We start from the raw sequence: 19,112 nt of genomic DNA on the forward strand, positions 1-19,112 counted from the left end.
ATCATCACTTCGAAAAGTGAAAACAAACTAATGATTATCAACTCACAAGTGCCCACACAGATTAATAGGTTTCAAATTTTTAAAGAGCAAACTAACAAGGCATACTGTGATTTGAATCACTCGCTCCGTGTCAGTGGATGCGCAGTATAGGCAATTCAGATTTTCGTGCAAGCCTTTTTATTAAAAAAAATACCGTTAGAACAACAATTAACCATATAGGGTAAATACCATACTAAAAAGGCTATTTTATTGATTATTTCCTCAATCAGTCTTATCTCCTCACACTTAAATAGCTATGTTACAATTATCATCTATTCAAACTTTATTGAGATATACACATGAAAATCGGCATTATCGGTGCAATGGAACAAGAAGTTGCCATTCTAAAAGAACAAATTGAAGGTCTAACAACCACGATAAAAGCAGGATGTACTTTCCATACTGGTACCTTAGCTGGAACAGACGTTGTATTACTGCAATCTGGTATTGGTAAAGTTGCAGCAGCAGTAGGGACAACATTACTTATTTCAGATCATAATGTAGATCTTGTATTAAATACGGGTTCAGCGGGTGGGTTTGATTCATCACTAAATCTTGGCGATGTCGTAATTTCAACAGAAGTACGCCACCATGATGCAGACGTAACAGCTTTTGGCTACGAAATGGGCCAAATGGCGCAACAGCCAGCCGCTTTTAAAGCTGACGAAAAATTAATGTCTGTAGCAGAGCAAGCATTGACACAAATGGAAAATAAACACGCTGTTCGTGGCTTAATCTGCACTGGTGACGCTTTTGTATGCACACCTGAACGCCAGACGTTTATCCGTACTCACTTCCCGTCAGTTATTGCTGTTGAAATGGAAGCTTCAGCAATAGCTCAAACATGTCATCAGTTTGAAGTTCCATTTGTTGTTGTTCGTGCAATTTCAGATGTTGCAGATAAAGAGTCTCCAATGAGTTTTGAAGAGTTTTTACCTCTTGCCGCACAAAGCTCATCTGAGATGGTGACCAAAATGGTTGCTCTATTAAATAAATAGCATCTTAAATTGAGCTAGCCAAACGCTAGCTCAATTTTCTCTCTTTTATATAGTAAACATATATGCTTGAAAAATTCTCTTTACTCATTGCTGATTATTCTCTACTGGTTTTATGGGGAGCGTTATTATTTCATTTGCTTTTACCGATCCCAGTTCATGCCCACCCCATGACTATTTGGCGAAAATTCGCAGAGTTATTAGCGAACAAAGTAAATAATACTCGATCTTATCAACAACGTTTTCTTTCTGGCTCTCTCGCTTGGGCCTTAATGGTCATCCCTGCTTTTATTGTCTGTATCGCAGCTCAACCCATAGTTTGGAACCTTCCTCTATTTAATTTGGGACTACTTCTTATTTCACTAGAATGGCGAGGCGTTGAAAAACTCTGTAAAGATACAATTCAATCAATTAATCAAAACAACAAAGAAGAAGCAAAGGCTGCTCTACAACCTTGGGTTAATCGAGATGTTGAGCCTTTATCTCTGTTAGGTTTGGGCAAAGCCAGTGCAGAAACGATAATTTTAGGCTACGCAAGAACCGTCATTGGCGTTTTATTTTGGTATGCGATTGCTGGTGGTATTGGTGCGTTTATTTACCGCTTATCTTTAGAGTTAGCAAGAGCTTGGTCTCCATCAAGAGATTCATTCCGACCATTTGGCATTCCGGCATTAACCATACAAGCTTTTCTTGATTTTATTCCTTTAAAACTGTTTAGCTTATTATGTCTTGTTGGTAAACACCTTCAAAACACGCTCCACACCTTAAATCTTCAACGTAAGAGTTGGGCAAACACAAATAATGCGTGGCTACTTATCATTATTGGTAAAAAATTTGAGCTTTCTCTTGGCGGTCCTGTTATTTATCAAGGCAAGAAAATTAGCCGCCCAAAGCTGGGAGGGAAAATTGCGCCGTCAGCTCTTCATTTAGCGCAAATACATCGTTTCTTAAGCTGGAGAATTGCTATTTGGTTAATCCTTCAAAGCACTCTAATGGTTATAATCAAACATGGGTTATAACTTTTATTTCAACGACATCATGCAGTAAGTCATAGAGGACAAGATGTTAATCTATATAATTGATATGTTTGGTACCGCCATCTTTGCTATTTCAGGCGTTTTATTAGCGGGACGATTAAAAATGGACCCTTTTGGTGTCACTGTTCTCGCTAGCGTTACCGCTATTGGCGGAGGAACCATTCGAGATATGGCGCTTGGCGCTACCCCTGTTTTCTGGATTACTGATACTAACTATTTATTAGTCATTTTTGTTACTTGCATTTTAACCATGTTAATCATCAGAAAACCAAAACGTCTTCCTTGGTATGTTCTTCCTGTATCTGATGCCATTGGACTAGCTGTATTTGTCGGAATTGGTGTTGAAAAGGCCCTAAGCTATAACGCAGACCCAATGGTTGCCGTGATTATGGGGGTAATAACTGGCTGCGGAGGAGGCATTATTCGTGATGTTCTTGCTCGCGAAGTACCAATGGTATTAAGAAGTGAAGTGTATGCCACTGCTTGTATTATCGGAGGTATAGTTCATACCTCAGTTCTTGAGTTTAATATTCAAAGCTCAACAGCCATGCTCTTTGGCGTAGCAACAACATTGGTCATTCGATTAGCCGCTATTCGCTGGCATCTATCTTTACCGACTTTTGCGGTCAATAAATAAAGTATTAAGCCAACTCTGTTCACATTATTGAGTTGGCTTTTTTGTTTATTTTTAATTAATGGAACTTTTTTTTATTAAAAGGTGACAAAACGATAACTTCGTCACATAGCAGTTAACTCAAAAACAAGCTAAACTCCTATGTTGTTATTTCTATGAATTCTTTACCTAATTAGTCGAATGATATTATCTAAATTAACTCGCATTCCTGTTATCCATCGTATTCTTATTGGTATTTGTAGCGCTGGGATAATTGTTGCTGTAGCGACAATTCCAGACTCGGTCGCCCCTGACTCAGGCTTTTATAAATTAGCGGTCGGACAAACATACCCCATTGAAATTCGTCAAGAATCACTTATTTCGCATGAACAAACCTCCCCAAATAAGCAACTCTCTTGGGAGAATTATACGGTTAAGTCAGGTGAAAGTGCTTCTGTATTATTCAGTCGAGCAGGACTAACTGCTCGCCAACTTTATAATCTAACCAGCAGCGATAAAGAAATTGAGCAACAATTAACCCGCCTCCGTCCTGGTGATAAATTAAAGTTTGGCTTCAATAAAAACCAAGAAATTATCCAACTTATCCGTCCTATTAGTAAATTTGAAACCTATAGGATCAGTAAAGTAGGTGACCAATACATTGGTTTATTTGAAAAACAAGACATCGAAACCCAACTTAATTATACCAAAGCGACAATTACCTCTAATTTTTGGAATGCTTCAATTAGCGCAGGTTTAAATGCAAACCAAATAATGGAATTAGCAGGCATTTTTGGTTGGGATATTGATTTTGCTCTAGACATTCGTGAAGGCGACAGTTTTAACGTTCTTTATGAAGAGCGTTATGTTGAAGGTGAATACGCAGGTAAAGGAAATATTATTGCGGCTTCTTTTACCAATCGCGGAGATACCTTTACTGCTATTCGTAATGATAAAAATGGCAATTTCTATGAGCCAAATGGCCGAGCAATGAAAAAGGCTTTTTTACGCTCTCCAATTAACTTCCGTTATGTAAGCTCTAACTTTAACCCTCGTCGCTTGCACCCAGTAACAGGGCAAAGAAAAGCACATAGAGGCACTGATTATGTCGCACCTGTTGGTACCCCTATTTGGGCAGCAGGTGATGGTGTGGTTGATAAGTCAGGTTACAATCAATTCAATGGTAATTATGTCTTTATTCGCCATAGTAATACCTACATTACTAAGTATTTACATATGACTAAGCGTTATGTCAAAGCGGGACAACGAGTAAAGCAAGGAGATACGGTTGGTACCCTAGGTGGTACAGGACGAGTTACAGGCCCTCACTTACATTATGAATTCTTAGTTAACGGAGTTCATAAAGACGCAAGAACGGTCTCGTTACCACAATCAAAATCATTAACAGGCAATGATAAAAAAGAGTTTGAAGTGGTAGCAAAAGAGCGTTTAAAACAACTCGAACAATACAGTCAGTTTATTGTGGGTAATCACCCTGTGCTAACCCACGAATAAACGAAAATAAGATAATGCCCTATCATGTCGTTAATCAGTGACAACATAGGGCATTATTTTTATCCTTAACTTGAGTGTTTTTTATCTCGACCTAGCATCAATAAACAAGGTGTTAATACGAGAGTTAATACCGTAGCAAAGGCTAATCCCCCAGCCACAGCGGTTGCTAATTGTGACCACCACTGAGTACTAGGAGCACCAAACTCTACTTTTTGACTTACCAGATCGATATTCATTTCCAATACCATTGGCATCAAACCTAAAATCGTCGTTACTGTGGTTAATAACACAGGTCGTAAACGCTGAACCCCTGTTTGTAATATTGCATCAACTTTCTCAAGCCCTTCTTTACGCAATGTATTGTAGGTATCAATAAGTACAATATTATTATTAACAACAATCCCAGCCAAAGAGATGACTCCTATCCCCGACATAATGATGCCAAAAGGACGTTGGAAGATAAGCAAACCTGCAAAGACACCAACCGTTGAAAATAAAACAGCACTTAAAATAAGGAAAGCTTGATAAAAACTATTAAATTGAGTTACCAAAATGATCGCCATCACCGCTAAAGCAACAACAAAAGCATTTTGAAGAAATGCGGCTGAATTATTCTGCTCTTCGTTTTGGCCTCTCAGTTTAAACTCAACCCCATCAGGTAAATTTAAAGCGCTTAATGCTGATTCAATTTTTGGCAATTCAATACTCAAATTATAACCATCACTCATATCGGCTTTTACCGTTAGCACTCGATGCCCATCAATTCGATGAATCGTATCTTGTTTGTGAGTAGGGATAATTCGTGCAAAATTAGTGATAGGAACTAATCCATTAGCGGTTTTTACCCTTAACTCATCAAAACGTCCGATATCTCGATGCTCTTCAGGAAAACGAACAAGAATATCAACTTGTTCATCATTATCATCTGGCAGGTAATCCCCTATTTTGAGTCCATTCGTCACAAATTGTACAGTATTACCAACCAGTGTCGCATCCGCACCAAAGCGTGCGGCATCATCTCGACGAATATCAATTTTCCAATCAATACCTTGTTTATTTGAAGTATCACTAACATTCGTAAAGGCTGGATTCGCATCAATCCACTCTCTTACTCGCATTACTGATTGATTAAGCAACTCACCGCTTCTTGCACTGAGTTCAATAACTAAATCATGCTCACTCGGAGGGCCGGCATTCGGTGTACTAAACTCCAATTCAATACCTGCAATGTCCTTTGTTTGAGTCCTTAAATCATTGATGATCTCTTTCACTGGTCTGCGATATTGCCAATCCACTGGGGTTATTTGAATTTGTCCAATTTCATCATCGCCACCGGTTCGCGTATAAATACTGTCTAATTCTTCCATTCCCAGTATTTGGTCTTGCACTTCAACCATTAATTTATCTTTCTCATTAATAGAAAGATCACCATGAGAGCGCACTTTGACCGTTAAGAATGGAGGATCAACATCAGGGAAAAAGACAACACCCAAACCAGCTTTCGCATAAGTAAACCCAATCCCTATTGCTAATATTATTGCTAACAACAGAATTTTAAATGGGTGCTTAAGTGCCATTGATAATGTATGAAAATAGAGTTTTGTTATCCCTTCAGCTTGACTAAAATCCCCCTGACTTAACGCATACAGTTTTTCCCTCTTCTTTGGTAAGACTTGTTGAGGTTTACCAAATAAACTCCCCAAAACCGGGACAAATAAAAGTGCCATAACAAGAGATGCACTCAGTGTAGCAATTAATGTGAGAGGCAAGTACTTCATAAATTCGCCTGTAATATCAGGCCAAAATAACAAAGGGGCAAAAGCAGCTAAGGTGGTTGCGGTAGATGCGGTGATCGGCCACGCCATTCGTTGTGCAGCTTCTCGATAGGCATCAAGACGGTTCGCACCTTCCTGCATTCGTCGATCGGCATATTCAGTAACCACAATTGCGCCATCAACAAGCATTCCTACCGCCATAATAAGCGAAAATAGCACGACAATATTAATGGTTAACCCAGACAGCGCTAACATTAATAGGCCAGTTAGGAACGAACCAGGAATTGAGATCCCAACCAGAAGGGCCGTTCTTGCTCCTAGAATAGCAATGATGACAATCACTACTAATAAAATGGCTGATAAAATATTATTTTGCAGATCGTTAAGCATGATCTTAACGTCTTTTGACTCATCCCACGTGTATTTTACCAATAAATTGTTTGGCCATGAGTCAAGCGCTTGAGCACCGGCTAAAACTGTTTTTACTATCTCAACTGTTTCAATTATGTTTTCGCCAGAGCGTTTTTTGATATCGAGGACAATGGCCTTTTCACCATTTAGTCGAGCGTAACTATTAGGGTCTCTAAACGCTTTTCGAACCGTTGCAATATCGCCAAAAGTCACCACTTGCTTACCATCAACTTTAATAGGTAATTCAAGGACATCTTTTAATGAATCAAAAACAGAAGGGACTTTAACTGAAAATCGTCCATAACCGGTATCAACAAACCCAGCGGCAACCACTCGGTTGTTCAACGCTATCAAATTATAAATAGCGGCTTGATCTAGACCATAACTTTCTAATAAAAGAGGGTCTACTATGATTTCGACAACATCTTCTCGATCTCCTGCAATATCAACTTCTAATATTTGCTTATAACTTTCGAGCTTATCTTGTAATTTTCGTGCAATTTGCACTGCGGTTCGCTCAGGTACCGTTCCATATAGCACTACGGATAATACGGCTTGTTCTGCTGCTAGAGTAACTTCATGTACGGTTGGCTCATCACTCTCTTCTGGTAAGTCCGGTTTTACCAGATCAACCGCATCTCTTACATCGGTAAGGGCTTTATCTAAATCCGTTCCAACATTAAACTCTAATGTTACCGAACCATGGCCTTCCCCCGCGACCGCTGTCATTTCTTTGATCCCTTCAATAGAGCGTAACTCTTGCTCCATCGGGCGAACCAATAAGCGTTCAGAATCTTCAGGGGAAATACCTTGATGGCTCATTGATACATAAATGATTGGGATCGTAATATCCGGATTAGACTCTTTTGGGATAATAATATAAGTCGATATACCTGCTACAAGTAACAATACCAGTAGCAGTAGCATAGTTCGAGAGCGACTCAGAGCTGCGTTAATAATGGCTAACATACAATGTCCCTATTTACGTTTTGCGTGAATAAAGTCACCATCACGGACAAACCCTTGACCAACGGTAATAATATCGACTTCAGCACCAAGCCCTGTTAACCAAATCCCATCATCTTCTGCTTTTACTAATTGGACCGGCACAAATTTTACTTGTTGATCACTGTCTGCGTGCCCTTCACTTTGAATAACCGTTTTGACCCCTAAGTCTCCAGCTTCATTTAATGCCAACATAGCTGGTGACACTTTTAGCGCCGGTTGAAGATCGAGATTTATTTCTACTTCAGAACTCATGCCTGCAGAAATCTCTGCGCCAGCATTTGGTATTTCAACTTCAACAGAAAAAGTATTGGTCGACGGTGATGATACGCTAGATATATAACGAACATCCCCTTCAATTGATAAACCGTTAATAAAGAAGACTTCTGCTTTCTGCCCTTTTTCAATCTGCCCAATATGCCTTTCACTCACATTAACTTCGATGACTAAAGGATCTAACACCACAACTTTTGCAACAGGATCACCACGACTCACAAAGTCACCAACCTCAACAAAAAGGTGTTCTACAATGCCATCAAATGGCGCGGTAATCGTTGTGTTCTTTAAAATAAGTTCAGCATTTCTTACGCTCGCTCTGGCCGCAGCTAAAGATGCTTCAGCTTGACTAAAAGCAACTTCGCCTTGTAATCCTTTTCGACGAAGTTCTTTTGCTGCTTTAAACTCTTTCATTCGTACCGAATATATGGCTTTGGCTTGGCTTAAACGTAAGTCAAGATCTGCCATATCTAAATGAGCAATTGGCTGATCTTTTTTTACTCTAATGCCCTTTCGAACTAAGATATCCTCAATTTGAGCACCAACTTGTGCACCTAATATCGTTTTACGATCAGGCGCAGTTCTGCCATATAAAGAAATGGTTTTATGGGTGGGAATAGACTGAAATTTTTCAACAATGACATTTGCAAGAGGAACGCTCAAAGACTGATTATCTTCTTTTATCTCTGCGTTATCTGCATGAGAAGGGCCGCTTATTATCCAGAGAAATAAGCTCAAAAATAAAAAAGAAGAAATAATCCAAGGGCGATGGATAATATATGAAGAAAAACGAGATGCGAATTTACCCATAGCAACAATCCTTAGTGCTTTAGAGGTAGGTAAACAGTAATATATCCTGATTTACTGTAGAATTAAGTAGCCTTTGATAACTTGAATTTATAAAAAAAGGTAAGCGAGAAACCTCGAACTTACCTTCTTTATCAGTTGTTATACACTGAACGAAGCACCGCAACCACAGGTTGTTGTTGCGTTCGGGTTATCAATGAAGAAACGAGAACCTTCAAGCCCTTCAGTATAATCAACAACACCACCAATCAAGTATTGTAAACTCATCGGGTCAACAACCAAGGTTACGCCATCATTAACTAAGGTCATATCACCGTCGTTCACTTCTTCATCAAACGTAAATCCGTATTGGAAACCACTACAACCACCACCAGTAATGTATACACGTAGTTTTAGATTTGGGTTTTCTTCTTCTGCAATTAGCGTTTTTACTTTTGCTGCGGCAACATCAGAAAACGTTAACGGCACAGATACATCACTCATTTAAACCTCTCAGGATTGGTTTCCAATTCTATTTTATTGCTGATTATCTAATACCTGACTGTTTCATTCAAGTATTCAATTATATCTAATGCTTTACCACTTAATATCGGGATCGCATTTCCTGTCACTATTTTACTATTAGATGGGGATTAATACGATCAACTCAAGTATTTTTAGGTACAATAGCGCGCAACTGGTCCAATTGATTACTATGAGGATATAAGTAATGACCAAATCAGCTGAACTATTCGCAAAAGCTCAAGATAAAATTCCTGGTGGCGTAAATTCACCTGTTCGTGCTTTTGCTGGCGTTGGTGGCTCACCAATCTTTATTGAGCGTGCCGATGGCCCATTAATTTTTGATGCCGATGGCAAAGCTTATATTGACTATGTTGGCTCTTGGGGACCAATGATCCTTGGTCACAACCATGCTGCCATTCGTGAAGCTGTAATTTCTGCAGCACAACGTGGTTTAAGTTTTGGTGCTCCAACAGAAACTGAGATTAACATGGCTGAACTCGTTTCTGAATTAGTTCCATCAATGGAACAAGTTCGCATGGTTAGCTCTGGTACAGAAGCAACAATGAGCGCCATTCGTCTTGCTCGTGGTTACACTGGCCGCGATAAAATTATGAAATTTGAAGGTTGTTACCATGGACATGCCGATAGTCTACTGGTTAAAGCCGGTTCTGGTGCGTTAACACTTGGTCAACCAAGCTCTCCTGGTGTACCTGCTGATTTTGCTAAATACACGCTAACTGCAACATTTAATAATTTAGACTCGGTTCGTGAGTTATTTGCGGCAAACAAGGGTGAGATAGCTTGTATTATCGTAGAGCCTGTCGCAGGCAATATGAACTGCATCCCTCCTGTTGAGGGCTTCCATGAAGGTCTTCGTCAAATTTGTGATGAAGAAGGCGCGCTATTAATCTTTGATGAGGTAATGACAGGCTTCCGCGTAGCTGAAAACTGTGCTCAAGGTTTCTACAACATCAAACCAGACCTAACAACGCTGGGTAAAGTAATTGGTGGCGGTATGCCTGTTGGTGCATTTGGTGGCCGTAAAGAGGTGATGCAATACATTGCCCCTACGGGTCCTGTTTACCAAGCAGGTACGCTTTCAGGTAACCCTGTCGCAATGGCGGCTGGTTTTGCTTGCTTAAAAGTACTAACAGAAGAAGGCAATGAAAAACGCCTTGCTACTACAACAAAACAATTAGCGCTAGGCTTAAAAGAGCTGGCAAATAAGCACGGTATCCCAATGGTAGTTAATTACGTTGGCGGTATGTTTGGTTTCTTTTTTACTGATCAAGAAACTATTACTACTTATGAAGACGTCACTAAATGTGATATTGAAAGCTTCAAACGTTTCTTTAACCTAATGCTATCGCATGGTGTTTATCTTGCACCTTCCGCATTTGAAGCAGGGTTTACTTCTCTAGCTCATGGACCAAAAGAAATCGAAGCAACACTAGAAGCCGCTGACCGTTGTTTTGCAACAATGGCTTCGGAAGCAAAATAAATCTACAACGATAATGAATGAATGGTCGACTCAGTATTGAGAAGGCCATTTTATTGCCAGAAATACACCACCATACCTATTAGTCCAATCATAATTACAGGAATAACTGGTAATTTTATTTTTTTATTACGACTGCACGTCTCTTTATCACAACAGCCCATCGTTACTCTCCATTATTCTTGCTAAGCTAACCAAGTACCTATATAACTTAACTCACTGTCAGTATTTATAAATAGCTAACCGCATCATAAGGGAATAATGTGTCTCATTTCAATAAACTAAATTCCAGTCATTGGGTTTTAATCGCAGCTTTACTTGCTGCCAGTTACGCATGTTTTTTATTAATACAACCATACCTAAGCCCTATCATTCTCGCTTTTATTATGTCTCTTTTATTTGCGCCATTGCACAATAAAATCAGTCAGAAACTGTCTAACAGCCCAAACAGTGCCGCTATCTTATCCTGCATGGCTCTCACTTTTATTATTGCTATTCCTTTGTTTTTTGTTTTTGTTGCTATCGTACAGCAAGGGGCTACTTTTTCTAAAGAAGCTTATCATTGGGTTACCGAAGGTGGCGTTCAAGCGTTATTTGAGCATCCTTTAGTTTCTCAAATATTAGCCTTTTTTAATAAGCACTTACCTTTTGATGCTATTGATCCTGCTGAAATAACCCAAAAAGTAGCTCAATTAGCCTCTCAGGTTGGTACTAGAGTCGTTGGTGTTAGCGCCCAGATCCTTGGGGATATCACCAATGTATTAATGAACTTCTTTTTAATGCTCTTTGTGCTTTTTTTCTTATTACGCGATCAAGATAAGATTATCTCAGCATTTCGACACGTTCTCCCCCTTTCAAGAAGCCAAGAAGATCGTTTACTTGATGAAATTGAAGCGGTATCAAAATCAGCCGTACTAGGCTCGTTCTTGACAGCCATCGCTCAAGGTTTAGCTGGCGGCTTTGCTATGTGGTTAGCTGGGTTTCCGGGTTTATTCTGGGGAACTATGATGGGCTTTGCTTCATTCATTCCAGTGGTCGGCACCGCACTGATTTGGGTTCCAGCGGCGATTTATTTACTACTAACAAATCAATGGGAATGGGCATTGTTCTTAACGGTTTGGGGGGTTGCAGTGGTAGGTTCAATTGACAACATCGTACGACCATTATTAATGCAAGGTAATTCAGGAATGAATACATTACTTATTTTCTTTTCTTTATTAGGCGGAATCCACTTATATGGTTTAATCGGCTTAATTTATGGCCCTATTATTTTCGCTCTAACATTGGTGTTATTTAATATGTATGAGACTGAATTTAAATATTTTTTAGACCAGCAGGATAAAAATTAACCCCTTAAGAACCATTAATACCATTCTGGATAAGTAGTTGTTCAGATAATTGCTTAGGAAAAATCGATTAGAGCAAGGCATAAATTACAGTAACTAGTGGATCTAATTACAAAATTTATAACGCTGATATAATCGATTTTAACAAGCAAGAATGATCAAATACTTATGTAGATTGGTATAAATAGAGGCTGTATTTATTTACTCTTATAAACAGCCTCTTACTTTTCTTTTTCTTCCCTTTGCTTTGTGCGACAATCTCGTCAGTTTTTGTATTTTTTCGAGGCCACTATGTCTTACTCAGCTCCAAGTCAAATCACTCAACGTCAACTTGCTTATTTTGAAGGCAAAAACGTTCTCATTGCTGGTGAACTTATTGATGACTTCCCACTGGAGTTAGCCAAACATTGTGCTTCAACATCAATTTTTACGACTAACTATGGCTACTATAAACAGTTTGAAAACAATGACAGTATTGACTGCCATTTTGGTTCTGAGTTAACTGAAAATACCAATGCCGATATGCTCCTACTTTATTGGCCAAAAGCAAAAGCTGAAGCTGAATATCTACTAATGATGCTATTAGCTAAATTAGGTAAAGGAACTGAAATTGTTGTTGTTGGTGAAAATAGAAGTGGCGTAAAAAGCATTGAAAAAATGTTTGCTGATTTTGGACCAATAAATAAATTTGATTCTGCTCGTCGCTGCAGCTTTTATTGGGGTCAATGTACAGAATCAGTACCCGCTTTTAACCTACAATCGTGGTTTAAAGAGTATCAAGTTCAATTTGAAGAACACACAATTGAAGTAAGAAGCTTACCAGGCGTATTTAGCCATGGTGAATTTGATAAAGGCTCTGAGCTTTTATTGCAAACACTACCTATTTTACGTGGCCATGTACTTGATTTTGGTTGTGGCGCAGGCGTTTTAGGCTCTGTAATGAAAACATTAAACCCTAAAATTCATTTAGATATGGTAGATATCAGTGCGCTTGCGATTGCCTCATCAATTGAAACACTAAAAGCAAATAACCTTGATGGTAAAGTATTTGCGAGTGATGTGTATTCTGATACTAAAGAGAATTACCAATTTATTGTCAGTAATCCCCCCTTTCATGCAGGTTTAAAGACACACTACTCTTCGACAGAAGAGCTACTAGAAAAAGCACCACAAAACCTAACTCATGAAGGCCAATTGATTTTAGTTGCGAATAGTTTCTTACAATATCCACCTATTATTGAAAAAGCTTTTGGGGAATGCTTAACCCTAGCAAAAAATAACAAATTTAAAATTTACGCCGCACAAAAATAATCTAGCACCCCGCCGCACTTTACTCTTCTGCTGCTTGATTTTTAACGTAATTTACGTATAAGAGCAGCAGAACTTCTCGTTAATATTCATCATAACAATAACTACTGACACGTTAATTGTGTCAATTCCGCTGAATGGATCACAGTGTAAACCAGGCTTAAATATGGAAAAAAAACAACACTTTAAACGTCTTCAAAATACGTTAATGATTGCCTTTCTTGCGTTAAGTATTACGCCATTGTCAATTATTGCTATTTTCTTCCTTCACTCTCACAGTCAAGATTTAGCAACTCAAAGTACTGCCCACCTAGTTTCGTTAAGGGACAATAAAGAACAACAAATAACGGACTATTTCAAAGCAAAAAAGTCTGAAGTATTGGGCTTTGCACGCTCTGAACTTGCCAATGCGAGTGGTGGTCGATTCTACGGTCTCGTCAGTGCTTTTCCTCATTTAGGTAGCTCTATAGAAAGCGCCAGAGAAAACGCTCAGCAACGATATATAGAAGGATCGGGGAATAAGATCCGCACCAGTATTTTACCAGAATCTAATTCTTATATTGGTAGTGAGCGCTATCGTCTTTTGCATAAGCGTTATCACTGGGCATACCAAGAACTACTAAAACGCTCTGACTTTACTGATATTCTTCTTGTTGATATTGACGGTAATGTTGTTTATTCCACAAAAAAAGAAGATAACTACGGCACCAATTTACTCACAGGTAAATATAAAAATACGGCTCTAGAAAAAACCTATAGCCAAGTACGAGATATGATGAAAGAAACGAAGAATAAAGAAAACATTCCGATTATCTTCTCTGATTTCTCTTACATCAATAATGAGAACATCTCCTGGTTCGCCGCACCTATCGTGCAACAAGGCTACTTGCATAGTTTCGTTCTTTTTAAACTTCCAAATACTGGTTTATCTAACCTGTTAGTTAATAAAGAAAATAGTTCGATAAAAACCTACTTTGTTGGTGAAGACTCTTACTCTCGTATTAACAATAATGATACAAAGAAAAATTTATCTAAAAATATAATTGCAGCACTTTCAGGGAAAACTAGTGTTGGCAGCTTTATTGATAAAAAAGATAAAAATGTATTGGCTGCGTTTACTCCTATTACTATTGATAACCATACTTGGGGGCTATCTATTGAGTTGCCTGAAAAAGAAGCATTTGCACGTATTCAGCAATTAGAGCAGATTTTTATTGTTGCTATGATTATTGCAATTGTCAGTGTTGTTATCGCTTCACATTTCCTATCTAATTCGATTACCGCGCCTCTTTTACGCCTCACTTGGGCTGCAGAGCGTGTTTCTGCCGGGGATCTAGACCAAGATATGATCAGCACTGACAGAAAAGATGAGATCGGTCGTCTGGCCGTCAGTTTTGCTCGTATGCAACGTTCAATTAGAGAAAAGATTCAACTAATAAAGGCGCAGAACGAAGAGTTAGAAGCTAACCTTGCTCTTATTCAAAATAAAAATAAAGAACTGGAAGCTACAGATAAGTTGAAGGATGAGTTTCTCGCAACCACATCTCACGAGTTAAGAACGCCATTACATGGCATGGTTGGTATTGCTGAAGCGCTCTACACTGGTGCAAATGGTCCAATATCAGCTTCTCATCGACACCAATTAGAGATAATCATTAACAGCGGTCAAAGGCTAACTAATTTAGTTAACGATCTGTTGGACTACCATAAAATGCGTCATGGTAATCTGGATATTAACCGCCATGTAGCAGATCTATCTGCAGCAACAAGTCTAGTCCTCGAATTATCACAACACTTACTTGGCAATAAACCTATTCGTATCATTAACCAAGTAGATAAATCATTACCTTCTGTATATGCCGATGAACAGCGTCTTGAGCAAGTTCTCTACAATTTAATTGGCAATGCCATTAAGTATACCTCAGAAGGTAAAATTGTAATTTCAGCTAGCGTCGTTGACCAATGTTTAAGAGTGCAAGTTGTCGATACTGGGCATGGTATCCCCGCCGATGAATTAGAGCATATTTTTGAGCCATTGATTCAAGCAGGACATGACTCAAATCGCTACCGCCAAGGCTCTGGACTCGGTTTATCAATTAGCCGCCAACTCATTGAACTCATGGGCGGCTCTCTCTATGTAAGCAGTCAACCAATGGTTGGGGCTACTTTTAGCTTTACGATTCCTTTAGCAACAAAAGAGCAAATACAGCATCATAAATTGCTTACTAAAGAAGACATAGCTCATTATCAAACACCTGAGAAGTTAGAATACAATCTGGATGAATTAGAGGAAGAAATCTCTGAAAATCCTGATGGTCCCTTACTTTTAGTTGCCGATGATGAACCTGTAAATCTTCAAGTATTAAGTAGCTTTTTAAAACTTGAGGGCTATCGCGTTAAAACAGCAAATGACGGACCTGAAACCCTGCAAGTACTAAAAGAAGAAAAGCCAGAATTATTATTATTAGATGTAATGATGCCAGGTATGAGTGGTTATGAGGTGTGTCAGTCATTAAGACAAGAATACAATCATTCACAACTACCAATCATCATGCTCACTGCACTAAATCAAACTCAAGATCGTGTGAGAGGATTTGAATCTGGTGCTAACGACTATTTAAGTAAACCCTTTAATAAACAAGAATTAGCCGCCAGAATTAAAGCGCATATTCAGGCAAGTAAAACTGAAGGATTTATTAATGAAAACAGCCGATTACTACAAGAAATACGTCATAGAGAAAAAGTAGAAGCCAGCTTACTAGAAACACAAACACATATTTTAGAGCAATTAAATCATGCTCATGAGGCTATTATTTGCGCTAAAAAAGATGGCAACATTCAATATGTTAATCACGCAGCAGCTAAGCTATTCCAAAGAACAGAAGAGCAACTAACTCGCTACTCTATTGATGAACTGATTGCCAAACGAAGCTTAATTGAAAGTAAGCAAAATCACAGAGGTAATATTGATGTTTATATTGATGGTGGAATAGAGCAAATTAATGCAGACCTTTTGCATCTACCAGCAGAGTCTGGTTTATCATTAATGCTCATCGTAAGTCATAAACATGAAGCCAGTGAGCAGAGAATTCATGATTTAGAAAGCGCTGTTGAAGCACTTTCTGCCTTTGCGTTTGACGGAGATAAACAGAAATTAGATTCCCTTTCTTTGCTTAGTGGTGATATTGCTCAATTGGTTACAAAGGCTAATGAAAATAAAGATGATAAAGGCACCATTATGCGTGAGTTAATTGTCGATGGTATGACTTCAGGGCTGCATTATTGGGAAGAGTCAACAGGGCAAACTAAATACTCTTTAGCCGAAGAGAGTGGATTATGGCGAGTTTACCTTGATAGAAGCACATTACAAACACGAACTCTCGATAAGTATTTACGCGTTGAAACATTACCTAAAACACCAAGGTGGCGCACGGTAATAAGCACTCTAGAGTATATTTTAACGCATTGTGAACAGCACAATACCCAACGAGAAAAACTCGTTAGAATTAAAGACAAACTTAAAATACTCATTGCATCAGCCTAAATTATTCTATTTTTCCCTCAATAAAAACCTACAATTATTTGTAGGTTTTTTTTATCTTTAAAAATTATCATGGCGAAATAAGACTTCCAAAATCTATTCTTAATACCGCTAAATTTACGAATATCAGTACTTAACACCCTAGATTTAATCAGTTTGTCATAATTATGAGAAGCGAATCACAACAAATTTAATGTGATAATTTTAGCGATAAAATTAACGTTCAAGATCACTAGTGACCCCTATCACTATCTACCAAGTTATAGTTACAAACCACAACTAGAAAGAGATAAAAGGTGAGTAAGCACTAACACTTCACTTTATAGTACAGCATATACATGGGTAGCATCACATTATGGAATTAGCTCAAATAACGAACAAGATTGTTAAAAGTAACGTTTTTAACGTTAAATTTAATTATTTTGCCGTTTTTAACGGTAATCTAAATTGACGTTTTCATGCAAAAGCGCTTTTCTATACATGCCCAAGGCCTACAGGCCACTCAAAAAACATTTAAAGGCAATTTGGAAAAATGGATTTGAGGTAGGTCTTTAATGTGTGTTTATCAAATTGATAAAGACGTATATATCGTGAAACTAAAGCAAAGAGTAAGGAACAGCTATGCTTGCCAATATTAAAAAAACTACACTAGCTGCTGCTGTATTAGCAGCAACAACGGGTTTTACAGCGACAGACGCTGCTGCTCGTAGTGAGCTAACAGTAGTACCAGATTTCTACCCTACAATGGTTCAAAACTTTAACCCATACTTAGCAACTAATCTTCGTACAACAACAGATTTTGTATACGAACCATTAGTTATCTTTAATGAGATGCACGGTAACAAACCTGTTATGCGTCTTGCTGAAGATTTCCGTATGTCTGATGACCTTATGAGTGTTACTTTTGACATTCGTAAAGGCGTTAAATGGTCTGATGGTGAGAAATTTACAGCGGATGATGTTGTATATTCATATGATCTACTAAAGAACAAGCCTGAGCTTGATCAACGTGGTATCAATAAGTGGGTAACAAAAGCTGAACGCGTAAATGAATACCAGGTTAAGTTTACTTTAGCAGAAGCTAACTCGAACGTACCTTATGAAATTTCATTAGTTCCAATCGTTGCTGAACACGTTTGGTCTAAAGTAAAAGATCCTACAACATTTACCAACGAAAACCCTGTAGGTACAGGTCCATTTACTGAGATCGATACTTTTACACCACAACTTTACATTCAATGTCGTAACCCGAATTACTGGGATAACGACAACCTAGATGTTGACTGTTTACGTGTTCCTCAAATTGCGAACAACGACCAATTATTGGGCAAAATTGTTAACTCAGAACTAGACTGGACATCTTCTTTCGTTCCAGATATTGATCGTACTTACGCTTCAGCAAGTCCTAACCACAAATACTGGTACCCAGCAGCAGGTACTCAAGCGTTCATGGTTAACTTCAAAAACCCTGATGCAGCTAAAAATGAAGCGTTAACAAACGTTGAATTCCGTCGCGCGATGGGTATGGCTCTTGACCGTCAAACAATCATTGATATCGCATTCTACGGTGGCGGTACGGTGAATGATTTTGCATCTGGTCTAGGCTACGCTTTTGAAGCATGGTCTGATGAAGCAGTTCACAATAAATACAAGAAATTCAATACATACAGTGTTGAAGGTGCTCAAAAGCTACTAGCAAAAGCAGGCTTTAAAGACATCAACGGTGATGGTTTTGTTGAAACGCCATCAGGTAAGTCATTTGAGCTTCTAGTACAATCACCAAATGGTTGGACTGACTTCAATAACACGGTACAACTTGCTGTTGAGCAACTGGATGAAGTTGGTATTAAAGCAAAAGCTCGAACTCCAGAGTTTGCGGTTTATAACCAAGCAATGTTAGATGGAACTTATGATCTAGCTTACACAAACTACTTCCACGGTGCAGACCCACACCTATACTGGAACAGTGCTTACAACTCAGCACTACAAGGTGGTGATGGTATGCCTCGTTTCGCAATGACTTTCTTTAAAGATGCGAAACTAGATGCACTGCTTGATAGCTTCTACAAAACAGCTGATCGTGATGAGCAACTAGAAATCGCTCATGGCATTCAGAAAATCATTGCTGAAAACCAAGTAACAATTCCAGTAATGTCTGGTGCGTACATGTACCAATACAACACTAAGAGCTTTACTGGTTGGTGGAATGAGAAGAATCCTAAGGGCCGTCCAAATATCTGGGCAGGTATCCCTGAGCGTCTTCTACACGTTCTTGACCTAAAACCTGTTAAGTAATATGTAACTATCTTTGCGGTACACACCTTGTGTACCGCCTATTCCCCCCCTTTTCCCTACTAGCTAAAGGAATGGCGCTTGTCGTCAGGGGTTTTTATGTCCTGATTTCCAGTTCAGGCAAACAATATCTGGATGAGTAAGGTGTGA

12 protein-coding genes are annotated in these 19,112 nt (G+C 38.7%); 9 read left to right on the top strand and 3 right to left on the bottom strand.

From position 1 onward, the window contains the following. The first annotated feature begins 338 nt into the window (after nucleotides 1-338). From mtnN to shyC, 4 genes are all read left to right on the top strand, one after another. Nucleotides 339-1,037 (top strand): 5'-methylthioadenosine/S-adenosylhomocysteine nucleosidase, encoded by a 699-nt coding sequence (gene mtnN / locus F8B77_RS15505; protein WP_130048884.1) that lies wholly within the window; start codon nucleotides 339-341, stop codon nucleotides 1,035-1,037. A gap of 62 nt (nucleotides 1,038-1,099) precedes the next feature. Next, nucleotides 1,100-2,053, top strand: a complete 954-nt coding sequence (locus tag F8B77_RS15510) for a cobalamin biosynthesis family protein (protein WP_130088236.1) — start codon at nucleotides 1,100-1,102, stop codon at nucleotides 2,051-2,053. A gap of 43 nt (nucleotides 2,054-2,096) precedes the next feature. Beyond that, the gene (locus F8B77_RS15515) at nucleotides 2,097-2,708 is read left to right on the top strand and encodes a TRIC cation channel family protein (RefSeq protein ID WP_151656398.1); all 612 of its coding nucleotides are present in this window, start codon (nucleotides 2,097-2,099) and stop codon (nucleotides 2,706-2,708) included. A 180-nt stretch (nucleotides 2,709-2,888) separates the two neighbouring features. Next, nucleotides 2,889-4,199 carry a peptidoglycan DD-endopeptidase ShyC gene (gene shyC, locus F8B77_RS15520; protein ID WP_208846162.1) on the top strand — a complete coding sequence of 437 codons (1,311 nt, stop codon included), beginning with the start codon at nucleotides 2,889-2,891 and terminating at the stop codon, nucleotides 4,197-4,199. Between the two features lie 65 nt (nucleotides 4,200-4,264). Here shyC and F8B77_RS15525 read toward each other — a convergent pair whose 3' ends face one another. From F8B77_RS15525 to erpA, 3 genes are all read right to left on the bottom strand, one after another. Continuing rightward, entirely contained in the window at nucleotides 4,265-7,354 is a 3,090-nt protein-coding gene (locus F8B77_RS15525; RefSeq protein WP_151656402.1) for an efflux RND transporter permease subunit, read from the bottom strand. Nucleotides 7,355-7,363: 9 nt separating this feature from the next. Beyond that, complete coding sequence (locus F8B77_RS15530; RefSeq protein ID WP_151656404.1) at nucleotides 7,364-8,476, bottom strand: efflux RND transporter periplasmic adaptor subunit; 1,113 nt, start codon at nucleotides 8,474-8,476, stop codon at nucleotides 7,364-7,366. A 138-nt stretch (nucleotides 8,477-8,614) separates the two neighbouring features. Continuing rightward, entirely contained in the window at nucleotides 8,615-8,956 is a 342-nt protein-coding gene (gene erpA, locus F8B77_RS15535) for an iron-sulfur cluster insertion protein ErpA (protein WP_130046203.1), read from the bottom strand. 226 nt (nucleotides 8,957-9,182) lie between these two features. On the opposite strand from erpA, the gene hemL reads away from it, so the two are divergent. The 5 genes from hemL (at nucleotide 9,183) to F8B77_RS15560 (ending at nucleotide 18,965) form a co-directional block, all read left to right on the top strand. After that, nucleotides 9,183-10,478 carry a glutamate-1-semialdehyde 2,1-aminomutase gene (gene hemL, locus F8B77_RS15540; RefSeq protein ID WP_151656406.1) on the top strand — a complete coding sequence of 432 codons (1,296 nt, stop codon included), beginning with the start codon at nucleotides 9,183-9,185 and terminating at the stop codon, nucleotides 10,476-10,478. Between the two features lie 260 nt (nucleotides 10,479-10,738). After that, complete coding sequence (locus F8B77_RS15545; protein WP_151656408.1) at nucleotides 10,739-11,824, top strand: AI-2E family transporter; 1,086 nt, start codon at nucleotides 10,739-10,741, stop codon at nucleotides 11,822-11,824. 288 nt (nucleotides 11,825-12,112) lie between these two features. Beyond that, nucleotides 12,113-13,132: a 16S rRNA (guanine(1207)-N(2))-methyltransferase RsmC gene (rsmC, locus tag F8B77_RS15550; RefSeq protein ID WP_151656410.1), complete on the top strand. Its 1,020-nt coding sequence runs from the start codon at nucleotides 12,113-12,115 to the stop codon at nucleotides 13,130-13,132. 163 nt (nucleotides 13,133-13,295) lie between these two features. Next, complete coding sequence (locus tag F8B77_RS15555; RefSeq protein ID WP_151656412.1) at nucleotides 13,296-16,673, top strand: response regulator; 3,378 nt, start codon at nucleotides 13,296-13,298, stop codon at nucleotides 16,671-16,673. A 618-nt stretch (nucleotides 16,674-17,291) separates the two neighbouring features. Continuing rightward, a complete protein-coding gene (locus F8B77_RS15560; protein WP_151656414.1) occupies nucleotides 17,292-18,965 on the top strand; it encodes an ABC transporter substrate-binding protein in 1,674 nt (557 codons plus the stop codon). Nucleotides 18,966-19,112: the final 147 nt, after the last annotated feature.

Source organism: Aliivibrio finisterrensis (assembly GCF_008933155.1).
In the GTDB taxonomy this organism is placed as follows: Bacteria; Pseudomonadota; Gammaproteobacteria; order Enterobacterales; family Vibrionaceae; genus Aliivibrio; species Aliivibrio finisterrensis.